Genomic DNA, 21,524 nt, shown 5'->3' on the forward strand with positions numbered 1-21,524 from the left:
GTGAAATCAGACTGCACTACAGACGGAAGCTTGCCGCGGGCATGGCCTCAGCCTCCTCGAACATCCTTTGGATGTTCTGCGGGGTCTTCACCTCATGCTCTTCCCGCAGGCGTCCCCGTCTTTCGTTCCGTCTGATTGAGCCTGGAATAAAAAGCATGAATATGGTTAAAAGAATTCCTCGACAAAAAAGACGACCAGATTCAAAAATCGGAAATTGGGCGTTTTTTTTCTGGGAGTTTACTTTCGTTCAATTAAAATCTTGAGATTTTCAGTGGCCTCCGACAAGGCGCTGCGCGTTTTTTTGATGTGATCGCCATGGCAGTGGTTGAGACCGCCACACGGCCATTTTAGATCGCCACGGCAGCAGAAAAGACCGCAGCGCCTGGCGCGGATCGCAACAGACATGCCGGACACCGCCATACCAGCTTCAAAGATCGCCATGATATCCCGTCAGGCCGCCACGCGAAGCGCGAAGACCGCAACGGAATCAGCTGAAACGGTGAACAGGTGCAGGTTTCTTCCCGCTGCCCGATCTCTTCCCTATACAATCCAGCGGACACAAAGAAGGCTCCCCGATACCATTAAAGGTACCGGGGAGCCTTTCGTACGCTGTATGTTCGTGACGCTCACGCAATCAGCGCACGTGATAGAAATCTTCCAGACCGATCTTGATCGCGTCTGCGGCATCCCGCGTAAAGCCGGGACGTTTTACAATCGCTGCATCTTCCGCATTGTCAAGGAAGGCAAATTCAATCAGCGTACTCGGCATCGACGAGCGCCGGATGACCGAGAAGTTCTGCTCTGCCACGCGGCGGTAATGAGTTCCGAGTTTCGCTACCATCGCGTCCTGAATCGCGTGTGCAAGCTTCTCTGAATTCGGTCCGCTGCTTGCTCCATGCCAGAACGTTTCTGATCCTTTCGCTGTTCCGTTGAACGCATTTAAATGCACACTGATAAAGGCATCAGCAAATTCATCGTTGGCAATGTCGGCACGCTGCGTTAATTCGAGGAACTCATCCGTAGTTCTCGTCATAATAACGTCTGCACCGGCAGCTTCCAGAATCCGCTCGGCTTCCAGGCTGATGTCAAGCGCCAGTTCTTTTTCTACAAGTCCATTGGCACGGGCACCCGGGTCTTTCGCTCCGTGGCCGGCGTCAATGACAATCCGCTTTCCTTCAAGCCCCGGCGGAAGGAACGTCAGAAAGACCGAGCCGAATGTTTCGCGGTACACGTAGTGATAGCCGTCAGCAACGTCTACGTGAATTCGCTTCGTGGAACCACTCGTCTCTACGCGGACACGTTTAATGGCCCGTTCCGAGCTGCTTGGTGCATCAATGTCTGTCGCATTTGTCGTGATGGTAAAGCCATCCGCACGTTCCGATACATCAACGGTCGTCCCGCCGATTTTGTACAGGTTCAGCATATCCCGGTTATTTGTGCGCTGCCACTGTGGATTACCGAGAATCCGAAGATCGTTGTTAAAATGCTTCATCTGCAGGTAGTACGTGTGTACAAATCCAGTCTGGTTCGATCCGTAACGGACTTTCGCCCATTCGTTACTGAATCCTTCCACCATGACAACATCGCCGCGCTGCAGTGTACCGACAGAACGGCCTCTTGTAGAGCCGCTGTCACGGACATTGAGTCCGTTCGTGTTAACGACCGCTGTCAAGTTCCCGTCAAAGTCGCTGTCGGATAGGACGTCTTCTCCCGGTGTTACACTCTGGCCGTCACTCTCGATAAACACACGGTTTTCGCTATGAACATAATCTACGTCCGCTTCAAATGTTTCCGCAAAAAAACGCAGTGGTACCATCGTTGTGCCGGAAACGATATTCGGACGCGGATTGACACTCACTTCCGAACCGTCTACATAGGAGCGGCGCGGTGTCATTTCAAACAGCACCGTCTTACCGGCACCTTCTGCTGTTACGGTTTTCTGCTGCTGGTTCCACGTAATGTTAATGCCGAGCGCTTCACTGATCGCCCGGTACGGTACGAGAAGCTGGTTGTTTTCGTTACGTGGTGCTACCGGGAACGCAATCGGCTCGCCGTTTACAACGATACTCGTATCTCCGCGTGAGCCGGACTGCTTATCAACGTAGTATTTGGATACGTAGGCCGTTTCGCGTTTAAAGCTGATTTCATAAAAAATGCCGGTTTCTCTTGAAATATGTACAACATCGCCATTACTTAGTTTTCCTATTACTGTTGATTGATCCAGGTCTGCCCGGTCTCTTACGTTCAACGTGTCCCCGCTGTCCAGACCGGATATCACTCCACGTTCGGCTGCCTGCGCTTCATTCGGTGTCCAGAGTACAAATCCCACTGCCAGCAGTGCTGCCACTACACCAAGCTGAATCAATTTCCGCAGCATACACATCCTCCTCGGTTTCTATACGTGATTTAGCCTTAATATAACATATTTTGCCCAGTCTCTGGCAGAATTCCGCGCGATTCTTTGAGATTCCGCCTTTTACAACGGTTTTCCTTTCAAAAATGAGATTTTAGTCCTGGTGGCTTATGCATTGAAATTTCCCCAGAAAACAGCAGAAGCCAGCCCAGCATGTCTCCATGTCTGACTGGCCTGCTTCCTTTACTGCGGGAACTGCTGACGGTCGATAAACGAACTGTGGATATAGGAGCTGCGGTTGAATCTCGGCACTTCCGAGCTCACTTCGTACCAGGTACTTCCGTTTTCTGCTTCCACCTCATCATGCAGAATGACATAATATCCGGCACGGTCATACGTGTAGCGGATGTCATTTTCCGTTCCCGGACCGGTGCGTACGTTCAATCCGGACGTTGTAATCCGGCCGATGTCATATTTGTTCCGGTCTCTGCTTCCGAGGTAGCGGTCCGCGCGGTACATGTGACCGGCGATTTTCTGCCCCCAGAACATGTCGGACGCGTACTTCACGTTAAAGCCGGCTCCTTTATTTCCGAGGAACGCGCCGGTGTAGCGTGTCGGGTGGTCGATGTTCGTGTAGCCGCGGCGGATGTAGTAATCCGCGAAATAGAATACAGCGTCCTGAACCGAGTTAAATTCATCGGCGTTGCCGTATGGATTGTCGTCGGTAGCACGGAGACCGAACAGGTTGTTTTTATCCTGAGCGATCTGACTTGTGCCCCAGCCGCTCTCATGGATGGCCGCCCCGAGAATAAACAGTGCGTTGATGCCGAAACGGTTCTGTGCTTCAATAAAGGCTTCTCCTTCGCCGAGAAGCTTGCTGTTCCGCCCGCTCGGTGCGTTTGCCTCAATATAGCGGTTCAGATCTTCCGCCGTGTAGCTGGACTGTGTTTTCACGCCCATGGTGTTAAAGTACTGCGGCTGCTCGCCGACCATAATACCGGACGTCGTGTAGAACTTTGAACCGTCCCAGCTGTAGTAGCGCGGTCCTTCGCTGAGAAAGTCCGGCGCCGGTCCGTACACATAGGCGGCATAGCTGTCTGCTGTCGGGTTGTAAATGTGATGGCGGAGCGTGCCGTCGGTGACATCATAATAATTACGGTTTCCGCGGACCTGCTGGGTCGGAATAAGATCCACGGTGTCGACGTCGACATAACCGGTAACCCCGGCGAAGTCCACCCGGATAGACGATCCGTTGGAATCAGCGTAGCGGAGCTCCGAGCCGAAACCGGCCGCTTTAGTCGTATACGTCTGCGCATCAGTCAGCCCGCGGTCGGAATAAATGTAGGTGAGCGCGCTCGTCGGATGGTTTGGACGGACAATGCCGCCGCTCATCCGGACGATATCGCCGTTTTTCAATACGATATTCTCATCTCCGGAAAGCGCTGCGGCAGCCTGGTTGTACGTATCGTATTCCCGGCTGCGGACAGTGAGCTCGCCGCTGCTGCTGATCGAGGCTGTCTGGAATGCACGGTCCGGCTCCGGCACCTCCGGCAGTTCCGGCTCTTCCGGTACTTCCGGTGTTTCCGGCTCTTCAGGGTCTTCCACTCCCGGCGGCGGTTCCGGCACTTCTGCCTCTTCTTCCTCATACTCTTCCACCGCATCCTGCATCCGCACGATAAATGCTGCAGACTGGGCGCGTGTCGCATCTTCTTTCGGGGCAAACCGGAACGCGGTTCCCTGCTGTGCCGGGAAGCCTTGAATAATTCCGTAGAACGCGTTGTTTAATACGCCGTTTACATAGGATGGGCGGACGTCGTTAATATCGATAAAGTTTACATCGGACCGCTCCACCGGAAGTCCTTCGGAACGGAGCGCACGGTCGATCATAACGGCCATTTCTTCGCGGGTAATATTTTGATTCGGACGGAACGTGCCGTCCGGATAGCCGCCGACGATGCCGGCTTCCGCTGCGGCATAGACACTGCTTCTCAGGCCGAAGTCACTCCCGACATCGTCAAATCCTGATTCCTGCTGTGCTCTCGGAAGTCCGAGCGCACGGGCTGTGAATGTGGCAAATTCGGCACGGCTGACGGAGCGGTCGGGACGGTACGTCCCCTGGCCGTATCCTGCCAGCACGCCGCGGTCGATCGCTTCAAGCATTTCTTCTTCCAGACTGTGGCCGCTGATATCGGTATGATTATCTGCCGCCGCTCCCCCTGCACCGGTCAGCATAAGAACCGCTGCCAGCAGGAACATCGTCCATTTTTTCAGCATTCGACGTTTCCCCCTTCTTCTTTCGTAAACTTATCTTGCGGTGACGCGGTCCATGAAGACCGAGAATTCGGCACGGCTGACCGGGCGGGATGGCTGGAACGTGCCGTCCGGATATCCACCGGTAATATTGGACGCGGCTAAAATGCCGATATTTTCATAAGCCCAGTGACGTTCGGGGACGTCCGGGAAGGAAGAGGATGCTTCCCCCTCCAGCTGATACGCTCTCGTCAGAATCGCGGCGAGCTCTGCACGCGTCAATTCGCCTGCCGGCTGGAACCCGCCGTCCGAGAACCCGGTCATGAGCCCCTCTTCCGCAACAGCTGCGATATATGGATACAGCTGACGGTTCGTATTCACGTCGGTAAACGACGGATTCTCTCGTCCGGTCGTATCCAGGTTAAGCTCACGGACGAGCATCGTCGCCGCCTGCTCCCGGCTGATACTTCTCGACGGCTGGAACGTGCCGTCCATGTAGCCGGTAATGACACCGCTGTTGTTCAATGCCAGAATGGAGCTTCTCGCCCAATGGGTCGTGCTCACATCCGGGAAGCGGTTCACCTGCTTGTCTTCATACAATACTTCCAGATCAGAGAAAGCGACGGCACCTTGATTCTGCTTGGAAGCATCCGGCTGTGCCAGATAAATTTCATCAAAGGTGAGCGGCTGCGGTACGTTCTGCGGCAGATCCGCTGTCAGCCAGCGCCAGCCCGTGAAATCGACGCCGTTTTCATCCGTGAAGTCGACCGTGTAGCGTTCGCCCTGACTGTCGTACACATAGCCGCGCATCCAGTGACCGGCTCCATCGCCGTACACCCAGATACCGAGCTGTTCTGCGTTGTCGTGAAGCAGAAACGGTTTCGCGCGCTTCATGTACGCCGCTTTCGTGCCGGTTGAAGACGTCGTGAAATCGTAGCTCAGACGCGTGGAATTCTGATCCGCACGACGCGGTTCACTCGCCCGGCTGTTCACGCCGACTTCCGCTTCCGCACGCACGGTACGTGTGTACCATCCGGCGGCGGTCGTCATGTTATCCAGCTTAAGAAACGGTTCACTCACCTGCGGCAGCGGCGAGCTGTCCTTCACCTGAAGGGTTGTTGATACGCGCCGGTTTTCCGTCGGCTGATTCAACAGCGTTGGGAAGCCGAATCCGGGCTTCATCCCCGTCATCTGTGTCGAGCCGCCGCCGTCCAGGTTAATCGCGCGGTCGGCGCCGAGCTCCACGAGGTAGTCTGCGAGCTCGGTGATCGTCATGCCTGCTGCGTAGCCAGGCTGTCTGCCGTCGGCGGTGACGAAAAATACGTCCGATCCGTCAGCGGAAATACCGACCGCGGTGCGTGGTGCCCGCGTGGACGCCTGTCCCGCATCCGGATTCATCGTAATAAACCGCTCACCGTCTTTGACGAGAAACGGGCCGGAGCCGAACACGGCCGCTGCTTCCTGCCACATCGGCTCAATATCCAGTTCGAGGGACACTTCCTCCCCGATCTGAACATCCTCAAGGCCGTCCAGTGCGGTACCGTGCACGGCGACGACGAAGCCGTCATCCGGAATTTCCGAATTCGTGAGCTCCCACCGGTTCGTTTCCGGATTGCGCTCATTCCGGTCGGTGATCACGCCGCTGTATGTTTCGCCAAAGGAAAGGTCCTCCGTGTTCCCGGCCCCTTCCACCGTTAACTCCATGACGCTTCCGGAAGCGTTTGTGCCCGGTGTATCCAGCACGTGGTCCGGAGTGAAAATGGAAACCCCGTCCCCTTCACGGATATTGTTGATGCTTGCTGCCTCCACCGATGTTCCGTTCAATGTCAGGACCGCTTCCGCCGAATGCTCATCGATCATTGCCGTGCCGTCCTGTGCAAGGCCGAAAGCCTGATCGTAAAAGTTGTATCCTGCGGTCGAGCTGGAATTCCGGCCGAACCGGAGAATATCCCCGTCATCGACGAGAAGGTTCGCCGGAAGGCCGACGTTGACTCCTCCTGTTTCAAAGAAAGAAGCGTTGATGGCGCCGACGACCCGTTCAGATTCCGAGTGGGCGGCAAGCGCCTGATTCAGTACTGTCGATGTCTGCCGGAGCGGCTCCGGAATGCTCAGATCCAGCGTTGTATATGTATCGCCTGTATTCACTTTCAACACGTTCAGTGCCTGCTGCTGTCCGTTGCGTTCTCCTGTTTCCTGGCGCCATTCCACGCCGGGTGAAAGCGGCTCTTCTTTCGTCTCTGCTGCGGCTGTCCCTGCCGATGCCAGCACGAAAAAAGCAGCTGCTCCACCGAGTAAGCTGTTTTTCATCTCTCATCGTCTCCCTTACTTTTCGACTGCTGTCCCACATTATACAAGAAATGAGCGGGATTTCAGATTACAATTAGATGAAATTTCTTCTATCTATTGCGTGTCGTTTTCCGGGACAGATTCACACGAATGATTCAGGCAATCTTGATAACTCATTAAGAAACCATTCATTTCTTTCGGATATGCCACGTGAAGCGGTCCGTTTGTCGAATTTTTGTTCATATTTCATTTATAATAATTGAAATATTGTTCATGTAAGCGTTAAAATTTTTTCAAAATTAACTCGATTCGATTGACTTCTCTCCCATAGTTTTTTACACTTAACGGAGAACGGCCATTTTCTTTACCATTACAGGGAGGGTTTCACATGACGGTTCGATCGAAGAAAAGCAAAGCCTTTGGTCTGCTTGCAGCAGCAGCGTTTATTGCAGGCGCACCGATGGCAGCACAGGCAGATGACCACACATTCACAGACGTCGACGATGACGCGTATTACGCAGTACCAGTCAACGCACTGAGCGCCGAGGGCATTATCGGCGGGTATCCGGATGAGACATTCCGTCCGAATATCAGCTTGACAAGAGAACAGGCAGCTGCTTTCCTATCACGCGCTCTTGGCTATGCCGGAGGCTCATTGGAAGCACTGGAACAATATGATGATGTCGATTCCTCCAATTCGTATAGTGGAGCAATTGCTGCACTTACAGATGCAGGTATTTTCTCCGGATATAACGGTCAGTTTAACCCAAAAGAAGAAATTACCCGGGAACAGATGGCTTCTGTGCTTGTAAGAGCTTACGATCTGGAAGCTCAAACACGGATTGATGCTGATGTAAACTTGGATAATGTGCATGAAGCACACGCCTCCGACGTTAAAAAATTAGCTGATTTAAAAATCACGAATGAGCTTGCAGATTTTATGCCTAAAAACGATGTATCCCGTGCTCAATTTGTTACGTTCCTACATAGAACTTGGGGACTTGGCGATGCTTACCTTTCTGTCCTTCACACAAATGACCTTCACGGACGGACGGACGCTTACCCGCAGATCATTTCTGCTGTCGATGAGCTCCGCGCTGAAAACCCGGATGCCCTTCTTCTGGAAGCAGGAGACATTTTCTCCGGTACACTTTACTTCAACGAGTTCCGCGGCCAGGCGTCTGCGGCGTTCATGGAGCTGCTTGAGTACGATGCATTCGTTCCGGGCAACCATGAATTCGACCTCGGCGATGATGATGGCTATCACGAAGATCTGGCTGCGTTCTTTGAAGCCGGCGGATTCCCTGTTGTAGCATCAAACCTTGATTTCTCCGACGATCCGAACTTCGACGGCATGCAGGATAAATCTATCACATCCGACGCGGAAAACGGCATGATCTACGACGGCATTGTGAAGGAAATTGACGGTGAAGAAGTCGGTATTTTCGGTGTCGATACAGAAGATACGATTACCATCTCCAGCACCGGCGTGGTTGAATTCGAACCAGCGATCGAAACCGCTGCACGCATGGTGGAAGAGTTTGAAGAAGCCGGCGTCGACAAGATCATTGCGCTGACGCACATCGGCTATGATACGTCTTCAGATGCCGGCAATGACATTGAGCTTGCACAGACAGTCGACGGCATTGACCTGATCGTCGGCGGTCACAGCCACACCCAGGTCGCTCCACCGGATGTTATCACTGAAGATGCAGAAGGCAACGAAAAAGATCCGACCGTCATTGTTCAGGCAGGAGAATATGGCCAGCTCGTTGGTGAAGTCCACCTGAGCTTTGATGAAGACGGCGTTGTAAATCCTTATTCTGTTACTGGCCAGCTGAATGCGGTTGAAGATTACGAAGCGGATGCTGCCGCTGCAGAACTGCTACTCCCATTCACAGAGGATATTGAAGAGCTGCAGAATGAAGAAACCGGCGTTATTGCAGCAGAAGAATTCCCAAGCCCACGTGTAGATGATCCTGGAAATGACGCTAATATCAGTGTTCGAAACAGTGAAACAGGCCTCGGCAACCTGATTGCCGATGCGTATCTTGCTGAAGCCCGCAATTCGTACGAAGACACGACGATTGCCTTCCAGAACAGCGGAGGTATCCGCGCTCCACTGGATGAAGGACCAGTAACGGTCGGTGACTTGATTCAAATCCAGCCATTTGGTAACCGCCTTGCTGTGATGGAACTGACCGGTGCGGAAGTTCTTGAAGCACTGGAGCATGCCGTAAGCAACGCTCCGGAAGAGAGCGGCGGATTCCTGCAGGTTGCAGGCATGCAGTTCACGTATGACAGCAGCCAGGAAGAAGGCAGCCGTGTACAGTCAGCGGAAGTCATGATGGACGGCGACTACGTGGACCTTGATGAAAACAGCACGTACCGCGTTGCAACGAACAACTTTACCGCTGCCGGCGGCGACGGCTTTGATGTCTTTGCTGCTGCGGATGCGGACGGACGGGTCGACATTGTCGGTAAAACCGACTGGGAGATCCTCCGCGACTATGCGCTGACGCTTGGAGAGTCGATTTCTCCACAGATCGAAGGACGCATTGTTGATACAGCTTCGGACGATAACTAATCGTTAAATAAAAGAGGATCCGGTCGCCTTGTCCGGATCCTCTTTTTGTTTTGATTCGATGTCACTAACAAATATAAAGCTATTCCCCGTTTATCGATGTTTTTCCCTTCCATTTACCTCCCTTTTTATGAATTCTTCCCGTATGATTTCATATCCATGCAATAAATACCATTTATACCCATAAATAAAGGACCCTTTTGTATGCTTAGATTTTGTATAGTTTCTGCCCGAAAGTCTTTTTTTCTGAGGGGTTTTCCCTTTCGAAATTCATGACTTCTACACACACTTTTCTTTTCCTGGGAAAGTGCATTGACTTCTTCCCCTGCCATCCATACTATTGGAATTGTCAGACAATTATTAAACGAGAAAAGGGGAGGGTGTATAATGTCTTTACGTTTTTCGAAAGGCAGCATGGCTGTGCTTCTTGCCGCCGCTGCTGCCATGAGTGCTTCACCGCTGACTGCAGGAGCTGCCGACCATTCATTTAGTGACGTCCGCGATGGTACGTACTACGCCAAGCCTGTGCAGATGCTGCATGAGGACGGAATTATCGGGGGGTATCCCGACAATACATTCCGGCCGAATGAAAGTATTTCCCGTCAGCACGCAGCGGCACTTCTGGCCCGCGCGCTCGGTCTCGGGGGCGGTTCTACATCTGTTCTGGACCGCTATGCCGATGTCGACGGCACGAACCCATTTGCAGCCAACATTGCCGCACTGACAGAAGCGGGCATTATGGAAGGATACGATGGACGCTTTTTCCCGGATAATGAAATCACCCGGGAGCAGATGGCATCCATTATGGTCCGGGCGTATGAGCTTGCTGACAGAGACAACGACGGCACCGTGACGATTAACCTGTCAAACGTCCACACCTCCCACCAGCAGGATGTACAGGTCTTCGCTGACCTTTCACTTACGACAGAGCTCGGCGATTTCATGCCGAAATCGAGCCTCACCCGCGCCCAGTTTGCCACCTTCCTGCAGCGGACGCTCGGCCTCGGGGATGGAACGGAATTTCAGCTGAGCGTTCTGCATACGAATGATCTTCACGGCCGGACAGATACGTATCCGCAGATGATTACCGCAGTCAACGAACTCCGCAGCGACTATCCGGATGCGCTCCTCCTGGAAGCAGGGGACATTTTCTCCGGTACACTCTACTTTAATGAATTCCGCGGGCTGGATGCTGCCGCATTTATGAGCATGATGGAGTACGATGCGTTCGTTCCGGGCAACCATGAGTTTGACCTGGGCGACGACGATGGCTTCCATCCGGATCTCGCGGCGTTCTTTGAAGCAGGGGGCTTCCCGATTGTCGCTTCCAATCTCGACTTCTCTGCCGACCCGAACTTTGACGGCATGCAGCCGGGCGGCATCACCTCGGATCCCGAGGACGGCTCCATCTACGACGGCATTATTAAAGAAGTCGATGGCGAAGAAGTCGGTATTTTCGGTCTCGACACCGAAGATACGGTGAACATTTCCAGCGCCGGCGTGGTGGAATTTGATGATATTTTTGACACCGCTGAGCGGATGGTATCGGAGTTTGAAGACGCGGGTGTCGATAAAATCATCGCCCTCACCCACCTCGGCTACGACACGCGCTCCGACTTCGGAAATGATGTGGAACTCGCGGAAAACGTAGACGGCATTGATATTATCGTCGGCGGCCACAGCCATACGGAAATTGAACCGCCGGATGTCATCACCCGGGATGCGGACGGAAACCTTAAGGAGCCGACCGTCATTGCCCAGGCCGGAGAATACGGTAACAACTTAGGTGAAATCCAGGTACTGTTCGATGATGATGGCGTCGTAAACAAGTACGCCGCACGCGGCGAACTTCATCCGATTGAGGAGTTTGACGCCGATCCGGCAGCTGCGGAGATGCTCGTTCCTTACACGGAAGCGATTGAAGAGCTGCAGAATCAGGAAACCGGCATTACCGCAGGAGAAGCCTTCCCGAACCCGCGCCTCGGCGATGACGGAAATGACGGAACGAGCGTCCGAAACAGCGAGACCGCACTCGGTAACCTGATCTCTGATGCTTATCTCTATGAAGCACGTCAGTTGAATCCGGAAGTCGATATCGCTCTTCAGAACGCAGGCGGTATCCGTACGTCACTTGACGCAGGACCGGTCACTACAGGGGAGCTGATCAGTATCCTGCCGTTTGGAAACCGGCTTTCCATTATGGAGCTCACCGGAGCAGAAATTCTCGCTGCGCTGGAACACTCCGTCCGAAACGTCCCGGATGAAAGCGGCGGCTTCCTTCAGGTTGCAGGTATGTGCTTCACGTTCGACAGCAGCCGCCCTGCCGGAGAGCGTGTACTGGAAGCAGAAATCGACCGCAACGGGGACCATTCGATGATAATGCCGAATGAAACGTACCTCGTTGCAACAAACAACTTTACTGCCGCGGGCGGAGACGGCTTCGACATGTTTGCCCAGGCAAATGAAGACGGCCGCGTCAGCCTGATCGGAAAAACCGACTGGGAGATCCTACGCGACTACGCGCTTCTTTACGAAACCATCACCCCTCAGGTACAGGAACGGATTACGAACATTGCAGAATAACAGCAAAAAGAGCGGGCGCCTTATCCGGGCACCCGCTCTTTTTTGTTGCGGGCAGACAGCTGCAGCAGTCTTTTAGGCACCTTTTTAAAAAACGCCCGCTTCTGACAGAGGCATGTACCACAACCTGCCGCTGAACGTTCGTAACTCATCGGTCGACGTTCGTAAACGGCCGGCGGACGTCCACTTCTTTTAAAAGGTACCACAGCTCTATCCAAAACGTTCATAACTCAACAAAAAGGTCCGCTTCTCCCGAAAAACGTCCACAACGAACAGGAGATGAAAACAGCCTGTAGAAAGAACAAAACGTTCGAAGTTGACGTTCCTCTACTGCCAATAGAAAAGCTGCGTCCGGTATGTTTTCACATCCCGCCGCAGCTTTTCTTCTGCTGAAATGAATTTTCTCCGCCTGCTGGAAACGACGACTGACTCCAGCGATCTGCTGCTTTCCACAGACGTCGTCAGCCTTTGACGGAGCCTGCCAGCAGTCCGCGGACGAAATATTTTCCTACGAAGATGTAGACGAGCAGTGTCGGCAGTGCGGCAAGCAGCGCCCCGGCCATCTGCACGTTCCACTGGACAATCTGGCTGCCGGACAGGTTCTGGAGAGCCACCATGACCGGCTGGGAGCCGGTACTCGTAATACTGACCGCAAACAGAAACTCGTTCCAGATGTTCGTGAACTGCCAGATACAGACAACGACAAAGCCGGAAATCGACAGCGGGAACACGACTTTGGCATAAATGCTCAAAAAGCCGGCGCCGTCCATCCGCGCTGCTTCCATCAGATCGTCGGGAATACTGGCGTAAAAATTACGGAAAATGAGCGTCGTGATCGGCAGCCCGTACACCACGTGCACGAGAACAAGACCGGCTATCGTGTTGTAAAGTCCGATCGACTGCAGAAACTGAATAAGCGGAATAAGAATCGCCTGGTATGGAATGAACATTCCAAACAGAATCGCTGTGAAAATCCAGTCTGAGCCGCGGAACTTCCATTTTGACAGCACGTATCCATTCAATGATCCAAGAAGCGCTGACAAAAGCGTAGCCGGAACGACGAGGTAAATCGTATTCATGAAGTTCGGCGCAAGACGTGAAAAGGCGACAGCATAGGCATCAAACGACACACTCTGCGGCAGTTCCCACATCCGGCTGAGCGAGACATCCTCGAGCGGCTTCAGACTCGTAATCACCATGACGTAAATCGGCATCAGAAAGAAGAGACTCATTCCGATGAGGACCGCGTAGGCCAGCAGCTTTAAAAAGCGGTTTTGTATAACCATCAGGACTCTCCTTTCCGGGCGTTAATCAAATACGGCACGATGATCACTGCTACGAGAACGAGCATAATGATCGCAATCGCCGCACCCTGGGCGAAAAAGTTTCCACGGAACGTCGTTTCAAACATGTAGACACCCGGAACGTCGGTGACAAAGTTCGGCCCCGAACCGGTCATCGCATAGATCAGGTCGAAAATTTTGAGCGACATATGTCCCATAATAATGACGACGCTGACGGTAATCGGCATGAGCATTGGAAAAATGACTTTCCGGTAAATATGAAATTCAGATGCGCCGTCCACACGGGCTGCTTCTTTCACTTCATCCGGAATGCCGCGCAGTCCGGCAAGATACATCGCAAGCGAAAACCCCGTCATCTGCCAGACCGCGGCGATAACGACGGCGAGCATCGCTACCGGAATACCGAATTCAATCCCTCCGAGCGGAAACGGAAAGCCGAAAGCAATCGTCGTACTCGTATACCACTGCGGCACCGACTCAAAGCCGAGCATCGTAAACAGCAGGTTGACGCCGGTGCTCGGGTTCAGCAGCCACTGCCACACGACACCTGTCACAACAAAGGACAGCGCCATCGGGAAGAGGAAAATGTTTCGGAAAAAGAATTCCCCTTTTAAATTGGAATCGATAAACGATGCGAGGAAAAATCCCATCGCAAGCACCCCGAGCAGGAAAAAGAGCGTGAAGAATATCGTATTCCGCATACCGGATAAAAAGCGGTAGTCGTTAAATAAAAAGATGTAGTTACGGAGCCCGGCAAAGCTGAAATCCGGTGTCAGCGTGTTCCAGTTTGTAAGCGACACATACCCGGTCCAGCTGATAAACCCATAGACGAATACTGCGATCGCAATGATCGATGGCAGCAGAAACAAAAACGCGAGCCATTTATCTTTCGATATGCCTTTGGACTGCAAGTCATCTTCCCCCTTTCAATTTCTGCTGAAAAGAAAGCCTGCCCCGCCATCGTACCGGGACAGGCACCTGATTTCTCTCTATTGGATATTTTCTTCCTGAGCGGTCTGAAGCGAATCAATCAGCTGCTCGTGGTTTCTTGATGAAACGAAGATGTTAACTGCCTGATCCGCCTGGGAGACGAATCCGGCCGGTGCTGCCGAGTTGTGAGCGAGACTCGGTGCAAGTGATGCATTCTGGAAATCATCAATCGTTTCCTGGCCGTACTCGTTGTACTGCTCCGGATCCGCGTCCACACGTGCTGGAATGGAACCCTTCAGCGGGTTGAACGTATCCTGTGCTTCCACCGAACCGAGGAAAGTGAGGAAGTCACGGACTGTATCCGGATCATCGACGTCCTGTGGCAGGCCGAATGTGTCAGAGACAATGATGAATTCTCCTTCTGTATCCGGTGTTTCCGCCCAGCCGAAGTCAACGTTAGGCTCGAGCTCCAGGTCTGTGGCAAAATAGCCGGCAGCCCAGTCTCCCATCACGTTCATGGCTGCATCCCCCTGCGCCACCATCTGCGCGGCGTCCTGCCAGTTGCGGGCAGCATGATCATCGTTAATGTATTCAAGCATCCGGTCGAAATGCTCCACCGCTTCAGCTACCTCCGGCGAATCGAATCCGAGCTCGCCGCTCCAGAGCTGATTGTAGCTGTCCGGACCTAATACGCCGAGAAGGATCGTTTCAAACAAATGAAGGGCCGTCCAGCTTTCGGTGTCACCGAGCGCGAGCGGCACGATGCCTTCTGCTTCCAGCTGATCCGCTACATCGTAAAACTCATCAAATGTCGTCGGTGCTTCCAGTCCGTATTCGTCAAAAATAGACTGGTTGAAAAACATCGTATTGGAACGGTGAATGTTGACCGGCACGGAGTAAATTTCACCGTCCGACGTGATCATATCGATCAGATCTTCCGGGAACTTATCCATCCATTCCTCTTCTTCCCAAATATCCGTGATCGGCTCCATTCTGCCCGCTTCCACCCAGCCGGTGTTCAGTGCTGCACCAGCGTGGATCTGAAACGTTCCCGGCGGATCATTTCCCTGCATCCGTGACGCGAGAACGGCCTGCGCATTCGTTCCGGCACCGCCGGCAACTGCTGCGTTAACAACCGATACATCCGGGTTATCGCTTTCAAACTGATCAATAAGTGCAAGCAGTCCGGCTTCTTCCCCGGCTCCGGTCCACCAGCTGAAAATTTCCAGCTCGCCTTCTCCGCCCCCGGAAGCTTCACCGTCTGCATTTTCACCATTTTCTGCTGCTTCATTCTCGTCCGCAGGCTCTTCCGCGTTTCCGCCTGTGTCGTCTGCAGGTTCGTTCTCTGTCTCTGTTCCTGCATTTTCCGGCTCTGCATCCGGATCAATTGATTCCATTTCATTTCCACAGGCTGCCAACGTCACTGCGCCAATCATTGCTGCGGAAACCAATCCGTACCGTTTCCATTTCTTCATAACCAAAAAGCCCCCTTTAAGAAGATATTGAAACCGTTTACATTTTTATCTTAACGGATCCGTCTGCTTCTGTCGGCTGGAAATCCTTTCGACTATCAGCACAAAACAAACTTTCGGACCGCCGGGAAGACGGTCCGCTTTCTGTAGTAGCACAATATGATGAAAACAAGCACAATCGTATAACAGACTTACGTTTCCGGTTCACCATTCTGCCTCTGCCGGTACTGACTCGGGGACAGACCCGTCGTTTTCCGGAACACGCGGCTGAAGTAATTCGGATCTTTATAGCCGACATCGCTTCCAATTTCCTTCAGTGAACGATTCGTCGTCCGCAAATATTCTTTCGCACTGTCCACGCGCAGCTGGGTGATGTAGTCGACGAACGTCCGCCCGCTCGCTTCCTTGAACTGGCGGCTGAAGTAGGCAGGGCTCATGTGCACCGAGGCAGCCGCCTCTTCAAGCGTCATTTCTTCGTCAAAATGCGTTTCGAGGTAGTGCAGAAACCGTTTCATCGTTCCTTCTTTCTGCTGTTCATACTGCTCTTTGAGCTGTGTGAGAAGAAACGTAAGCTGCTTCTCGGCCTGGGCAGCGACCGCTTCTTTCTCTGCGGCTTGAAAAAACATGCCGAGCGGCTGAAGCGGTACCGGCTGCAGGCGCCGGCCGGTCATGACCGACAGTTCAACAGCCTGTGCCCGGGCCTGTTCCGGTGTTACATGGTCTTTTTGCAGTGCTGTTTTCCACTGCGCCATGGAAGCTTCCGCGCCGGCAAAATCCGCGTGGCGGACAGCCTGCAGAAAGGCTTCCCCCGCCTGTTCCAATGCATCATCTGCTCTGCCGGAAGCCGGCTTGTAAAAGTGAAGGACACCCCGATCCGCCTGAGCCGAAGCGGCAGCGGCTTCCTGAAACGCAGCCGGGAGACGGTCCATGCCGCCTGCGGGAGCGGACGCACCGAAAGAAACAGCGCGCGCCCACTCTGTTTCGCGGAGAAGCTGCTTCCATACCGCGCTGACTCTGATGCGGAGCGGCGTCGAGCTTCTTTCCTCCTCATAGCAGAGAAGCGGCAGCTGCTGTCCGGATGCTGCGCCGGCAAGGCAGGGAAGTTTCTGCTTCACGAGCTGCTTGACCTGCTGGTAAAGAACAGCGTCCATCGGCAGCTCCGGGGGAAATGTCATGACGACCGGCAGGGCATCCGTAAACTGAATGCCGAGCATTTCCTGCAGCTGGGTCTTGGAGAAATCGTGGGTATGCGGGTGGACGAGCGCATCGACAAGTTCTTTTTCGACGAGCACCTGCATCTGCCCGGCCTGATCTTTCAGCTGCATCTGCTCCATCCGCTCCCGCTGCTTTTTCTGCCGCCTTTCCGCCACCGTATCGATCGTCTCTATTAACTCCGTTATATCATATGGCTTTAACAGGTAATCCTGCACCCCAAGCGTCATCGCCTGCTTCACATACGTAAACGTGTCATAGGCGGAAATGACAACAAATGAGCTGCCGGGCTCCTGTTCCATAATTGCTTTCATCGTATCAAGTCCGTTCATGCCGGGAAGCTGCATATCCATCGTAATAATATCCGGGTGATACAGATCCGCAAGCTCCACCGCCTGTCTCCCGCTTGAGGCTTCGCCGATGACCTCCATCGTCTTCCACTCTGTCTGGAACAGCTGCTTCAATGCCTCCCGTTCCAGCGGTTCGTCCTCGACAATTAACACTTTATGCTTCACGGATAAACCCTCCTTCCCTGCTTTCCGCCGGAAAACGAATATGCACCGACGTTCCTCTGCCGACGCTGGAATCGATCTCTACCAGACCGCTCCTTCCATAAAACAGCTGCAGCCGCTTCTGCACGTTGACGAGACCAATGCCGGTTAAATGACCTCTGCTGCGTCCCGCAGGTTTGACGTTGTCCGGATGCGTCAGCTCGTCCACCCGTTCTTTCGGTATACCCCGGCCGTTATCCCGCACTTCCGCTGAGACACTTCCATCTGCTTCATCGCGGATTTTCACGGTAATGACACCGCCCTCCTCCACCGATTCCAGCCCGTGAATAAAGGCGTTCTCCACGAGTGGCTGCAGAGTGAGAAGCGGTACCGGAATATTCATGTTTTCCGAATCCACGTCCAGATCCACTCGGATTCTGTCCTGAAAACGGGTTTCCTGAATCTGCACATACCTCGTTAAATGCATCATTTCCTCTTCCAGACTGACCGGCTCTTCCAGCGGCCGGAGCTGATAGCGGAGCATTTTGGAAATCGACACGACGAGACTGCTCGTTTTCGGCGCACCCTCCATATACGCCATGCGGGAAACCGAGTTTAACGTATTAAACAAAAAGTGCGGGTTCATCTGGTTCTGCAGCGACCGGAGCTCCATTTCACGGAGAAGCCGGGTTGTTTCCAGCTGCTGCAGCTCCTGATTTTTCAATTCCCGCTCCAGCCGCGAGCGCTCGCGCATCTCTTCGATCAGCTGGTGCACATCCCGTTTCATCTGGTTGAAAGTGCGGCTCAGTACACCGACCTCATCGTTCGTTACCGGAACATCTTCGACGGTGAAATCGCCCTGGGACAGCGCTTCGGACTGCGTGATCAGTCTCCGGACCGGCTTTAAAATCCGCTTGGACATAAAGAAGGTGACAAACAGGCTGAGACCGAATACTGCGATGGCGCTGTTCACCGCAAGTGTCTGCTGAAACTGCTGTCTCTCCAGCACGCCGGCATGCAGTTCATGATAATCCTCGAGCTCCCGGTTGACGAGCTCCAGGGTCGTCGCTCCGATCCACTCCGACGAGCGGCGCACCTCCTCCCGGTGCAGGAAGTGGGCGCTCTCCATCTGTTCCTCTTTCGTCGAAACCGCCTGCTCCATTTCATGTACGAGGTAGGAAAGCATATAGTAATAATTTTTATGAATGATAGAGTCATCATGTACTGAAATCGTTTGCAAAAATTGATGCTGATTGGCCAGCAGTTCATTTTTTTGAAGGAGGAACTGCTGAAATGTTTCCGGCTCGGTAACAAGCATATAATCGTCAAACGTATCCCGGAGTTCCGACGAGGACTGCGAAATTTCATTCAGGACGAGAAACCGCTGCAGAATATCGTCATACTGTTCCGTTGTCTGCCTGCTGTTATCCTGTATAAACCAGGTTACCGCTCCCATAACGGCAATCATGCCGACGAAAAACAACATAAACTTGTGGTGGATTTTCACGCCGATTCCCCCTTCTTCTTTCCTATGTCTAAGAATACCAGACGCCTGTGCTGCCGCCAATGGGCGGTTTGGGACGATACGCGGGCTGCAGGTATAGCTATGCTTTTTCTCAGGGAAGTCATGAGAGAATGCCGCTTTCAGACAGAGAAAAAGCAGCCGGAGGGGAACCTCTGACTGCTTTTCATTCAGTGGGATATACGTGAAGATGTTACTCGCTCAAGTCATAACCGGTAACGAATTTCTGTGTGAAGTACGGTTCGCTTCCATCAAAGCTGACCCCGATCCCGTTCGTTTCAAATTTCTCATCCAGCATGTTTTCCCGGTGTCCTGCGGAATCGAGAAGGTTGAAATGTGCGTGAACCGGACTGATCTGACGGCGCGCCAGGTTTTCTCCTGCATGCTTCATCAGAATATCATGGTTCCGCATCCGGTCAAACGGCGATTCTCCGTTCAGGTTATCATGGGCAAAATAATCGTTTGCTGCCATATCGTCACTGTGCTCCTGTGCCGGAACGGATGCTTCCTCGTTCCATGTAAGCGGCTCAAGCCCGTTCATTTCCCGTTCCATATTCGTCAGAAGGAACAGCTGGCGCTCGTAGCTTTCACTGAGAGACGCTTCGTTTTCCACCATGCCGTAGAACCCTGGAGAAGCATCTTCTGTCTCCTGCTTCATTACCTGCACGCCGCCGACGCGGTCCTGCTGCCACAGGTCATAAAATACCGTGATGTAATAGCCGTTTGATTCAAACAGATCCCACGTGTCATCGCCGGCATAGTTGTAGTAAAGATCGTCTTTCACGATCCAGCGTTCCGGCGTACCGAGCGCGCTGCGGACATCGGCTTTCGTCAGGCCGTCACCGCCGTTTTCTGCTGTTGCTGCTGCAAAGACAGCCTCCACCTCGGCATCATCGTGGCCGATCATGTAAAAAGAGCTGTTTTCCTGAGTGAAAACGTGCCAGTCAAATGGATACTGGCTGTCCAGCTGTTCCGAGGAAACAAGGGTCTCATCAACGCTTTCCCCCGGCATTGCAGGCATCCAGTCCAGCAGCTGAAGGTCCTGCTCGGAAAGAATATTTTCCCCTTCCGGCTGGGTTACTTCTCTTTCAGTCTCCGGACCGTTGTTCACATAAACACTACCTGCTTCTCCGTCCCAGCGGACTTCAGCTCCGAGTGCTTCCGACACAAAGCGGAGCGGCACGTACGTGCGTCCTTCTTTTACTTCGGGTGTCTGATCCAGCTGATATTCTTCATCATTAATGAATGCATAATCCGCTGTGACATTCATATGTACATGATCCTCACCGCGGACCGCCATAATTTCTTTCGTTTCCTGAACCCACGTCACTTCCGCACCAAGGTCTTCAAAGATTGCACGAAGCGGTACGAGAAGACGGTTGTTTTCCATATATAGCATGTCGCCGACAGTATGGTCAGCTTCTCCGTTGAAATAATACTCGTATGGCGAAGCTGCCTGGAGCGGCTGCGCAATTCCTGCTGTCAGTACAGCTGTCAAAACTCCTGCTTTCATCCATCTGCTCCACATAGTATCCCCACCTGAATGTATGATTTATCGTTCTACTTAATATGACGATTTCTATACAGTAATGTTACCCGTTTGTAACATTCCTAAACTTTTTCTTACAATAGTACGTATTAAATGTAATTATTTGTAATTAATCGTCTGTTTTTGAAGGTTAAATAACAAATTTTGTGGGATAAGATAGATTGGAAACACTGCTTTTTTCTCACGGATCAGGCTGAGGCCAAGTTAATAAAAATATTTAATTTTGTTTTTTGTAAAATAAACCAGGCAGAAACTGCCTGGTTTTAAAAGAAAAGAGAGGTTTGTTTAATAGGTTCCCGCTTTCTGCCTGCACCTGCAGCCGTACGCGTTCCGGAGGGAATCCGAAAAGCGGAAGCACCCTGGTCACGAGCGACCAGTCCTGGAAGCCCTGCCGATGAAAGCCGGTCTTTGCTTTCTTCGGCAGGACTGAAGGAACCTCGAGCGAGTGGGTGCTGGAGCTGGACAATGCTTCTTTTATAAGAAGCGCGGCTCCGCGCGGCCGCGCCGCATGGCAGAAGTTCGCTGCCCTGCGGCTCAAACCAAAGGCCGGCTCCGCTCATGCTATACAGCCGTGCAGACAGCGCCCGACTGAAAGACAAGCCCACGCAGGCTTCTGCCGGGTAGCGGAGAAGCTCCATCAACAGAAACAAACGGTACACGGAACAGAACGTTGAAATGCTATAACCCTTGACATCCCTGCTCGGAAGAGGCTTCGAACTTTATACTTTCTTGTACTTCAAAATAAACCATGCAGAAACCGACTGGTCTTAAAAGAAAAGAGGTCTGTTTAATAGGTTCCCGCTTTCTGCCTGCACCTGCAGCCGTACGCGTTCCGGAGGGAGTTCGAAAAGCGGAAGCACCCTGCTTACGAGCGACCAGTCCTGGAAGCCCTGCCGACGAAACCCGATCTTTGCTTTCTTCGGCAGGGGTGAAGGAACCTCGAGCGAGTGGGCGCTGGAGCTGGACAGTGCTTCGATTTAAGAAGCATGGC

The 21,524-nt window shown here is 52.9% G+C and carries 12 protein-coding genes; 2 read left to right on the forward strand and 10 right to left on the reverse strand.

Translation table 11 applies throughout. The features are described 5' to 3' along the window. Positions 1 to 237: 237 nt before the first annotated feature. From C6I21_RS16125 to C6I21_RS00015, 4 genes are all read right to left on the reverse strand, one after another. Entirely contained in the window at positions 238 to 441 is a 204-nt protein-coding gene (locus tag C6I21_RS16125; RefSeq protein WP_142393186.1) for a hypothetical protein, read from the reverse strand. 193 nt (positions 442 to 634) lie between these two features. Next, the gene (locus C6I21_RS00005) at positions 635 to 2,377 is read right to left on the reverse strand and encodes an N-acetylmuramoyl-L-alanine amidase (RefSeq protein WP_181185995.1); all 1,743 of its coding nucleotides are present in this window, start codon (positions 2,375 to 2,377) and stop codon (positions 635 to 637) included. A 219-nt stretch (positions 2,378 to 2,596) separates the two neighbouring features. After that, positions 2,597 to 4,627, reverse strand: a complete 2,031-nt coding sequence (locus C6I21_RS00010) for an S-layer homology domain-containing protein (RefSeq protein ID WP_105957375.1) — start codon at positions 4,625 to 4,627, stop codon at positions 2,597 to 2,599. A gap of 30 nt (positions 4,628 to 4,657) precedes the next feature. Continuing rightward, on the reverse strand, positions 4,658 to 6,910 hold the full coding sequence (locus C6I21_RS00015; RefSeq protein WP_105957376.1) for an S-layer homology domain-containing protein: 2,253 nt from the start codon (positions 6,908 to 6,910) through the stop codon (positions 4,658 to 4,660). Positions 6,911 to 7,277: 367 nt separating this feature from the next. Here C6I21_RS00015 and C6I21_RS00020 point away from each other — a divergent pair, with 367 nt between their 5' ends. Both C6I21_RS00020 and C6I21_RS00025 read left to right on the forward strand, forming a co-directional pair. Beyond that, positions 7,278 to 9,476, forward strand: a complete 2,199-nt coding sequence (locus C6I21_RS00020; RefSeq protein ID WP_105957377.1) for a 5'-nucleotidase C-terminal domain-containing protein — start codon at positions 7,278 to 7,280, stop codon at positions 9,474 to 9,476. Positions 9,477 to 9,860: 384 nt separating this feature from the next. Continuing rightward, entirely contained in the window at positions 9,861 to 12,056 is a 2,196-nt protein-coding gene (locus C6I21_RS00025; protein ID WP_105957378.1) for a 5'-nucleotidase C-terminal domain-containing protein, read from the forward strand. A gap of 458 nt (positions 12,057 to 12,514) precedes the next feature. Here C6I21_RS00025 and C6I21_RS00030 read toward each other — a convergent pair whose 3' ends face one another. The 6 genes from C6I21_RS00030 to C6I21_RS00055 all read right to left on the reverse strand — a co-directional run bounded on the left by C6I21_RS00030 (position 12,515) and on the right by C6I21_RS00055 (position 20,512). Continuing rightward, positions 12,515 to 13,339 (reverse strand): carbohydrate ABC transporter permease, encoded by an 825-nt coding sequence (locus C6I21_RS00030; RefSeq protein WP_105957379.1) that lies wholly within the window; start codon positions 13,337 to 13,339, stop codon positions 12,515 to 12,517. Further along, the gene (locus tag C6I21_RS00035) at positions 13,339 to 14,268 is read right to left on the reverse strand and encodes a carbohydrate ABC transporter permease (protein WP_105957380.1); all 930 of its coding nucleotides are present in this window, start codon (positions 14,266 to 14,268) and stop codon (positions 13,339 to 13,341) included. Before C6I21_RS00035 ends, C6I21_RS00030 begins: the two co-directional genes overlap by 1 nt. A gap of 78 nt (positions 14,269 to 14,346) precedes the next feature. After that, on the reverse strand, positions 14,347 to 15,762 hold the full coding sequence (locus tag C6I21_RS00040; protein WP_245411494.1) for an ABC transporter substrate-binding protein: 1,416 nt from the start codon (positions 15,760 to 15,762) through the stop codon (positions 14,347 to 14,349). A 188-nt stretch (positions 15,763 to 15,950) separates the two neighbouring features. After that, on the reverse strand, positions 15,951 to 17,486 hold the full coding sequence (locus C6I21_RS00045; RefSeq protein WP_105957381.1) for a response regulator transcription factor: 1,536 nt from the start codon (positions 17,484 to 17,486) through the stop codon (positions 15,951 to 15,953). Then, entirely contained in the window at positions 17,476 to 18,969 is a 1,494-nt protein-coding gene (locus C6I21_RS00050) for a sensor histidine kinase (RefSeq protein WP_105957382.1), read from the reverse strand. The genes C6I21_RS00045 and C6I21_RS00050 overlap by 11 nt, the downstream gene beginning before the upstream one ends. A gap of 208 nt (positions 18,970 to 19,177) precedes the next feature. Beyond that, positions 19,178 to 20,512: a stalk domain-containing protein gene (locus C6I21_RS00055; protein ID WP_105957383.1), complete on the reverse strand. Its 1,335-nt coding sequence runs from the start codon at positions 20,510 to 20,512 to the stop codon at positions 19,178 to 19,180. Positions 20,513 to 21,524: the final 1,012 nt, after the last annotated feature.

This window comes from Alkalicoccus urumqiensis (assembly GCF_002993335.1).
GTDB classification, from domain to species: Bacteria; Bacillota; Bacilli; order Bacillales; family Salisediminibacteriaceae; genus Alkalicoccus; species Alkalicoccus urumqiensis.

What these genes read in the sequence shown, in the direction of transcription:
- C6I21_RS16125 (WP_142393186.1), bottom strand. Translation starts at nt 441, where the DNA reads ATGGCGATCTTTGAAGCTGGTATGGCGGTGTCCGGCATGTCTGTTGCG.
- C6I21_RS00005 (WP_181185995.1), bottom strand. Translation starts at nt 2,377, where the DNA reads ATGCTGCGGAAATTGATTCAGCTTGGTGTAGTGGCAGCACTGCTGGCA.
- C6I21_RS00010 (WP_105957375.1), bottom strand. Translation starts at nt 4,627, where the DNA reads ATGCTGAAAAAATGGACGATGTTCCTGCTGGCAGCGGTTCTTATGCTG.
- C6I21_RS00015 (WP_105957376.1), bottom strand. Translation starts at nt 6,910, where the DNA reads ATGAAAAACAGCTTACTCGGTGGAGCAGCTGCTTTTTTCGTGCTGGCA.
- C6I21_RS00020 (WP_105957377.1), top strand. Translation starts at nt 7,278, where the DNA reads ATGACGGTTCGATCGAAGAAAAGCAAAGCCTTTGGTCTGCTTGCAGCA.
- C6I21_RS00025 (WP_105957378.1), top strand. Translation starts at nt 9,861, where the DNA reads ATGTCTTTACGTTTTTCGAAAGGCAGCATGGCTGTGCTTCTTGCCGCC.
- C6I21_RS00030 (WP_105957379.1), bottom strand. Translation starts at nt 13,339, where the DNA reads ATGGTTATACAAAACCGCTTTTTAAAGCTGCTGGCCTACGCGGTCCTC.
- C6I21_RS00040 (WP_245411494.1), bottom strand. Translation starts at nt 15,762, where the DNA reads ATGAAGAAATGGAAACGGTACGGATTGGTTTCCGCAGCAATGATTGGC.
- C6I21_RS00055 (WP_105957383.1), bottom strand. Translation starts at nt 20,512, where the DNA reads ATGTGGAGCAGATGGATGAAAGCAGGAGTTTTGACAGCTGTACTGACA.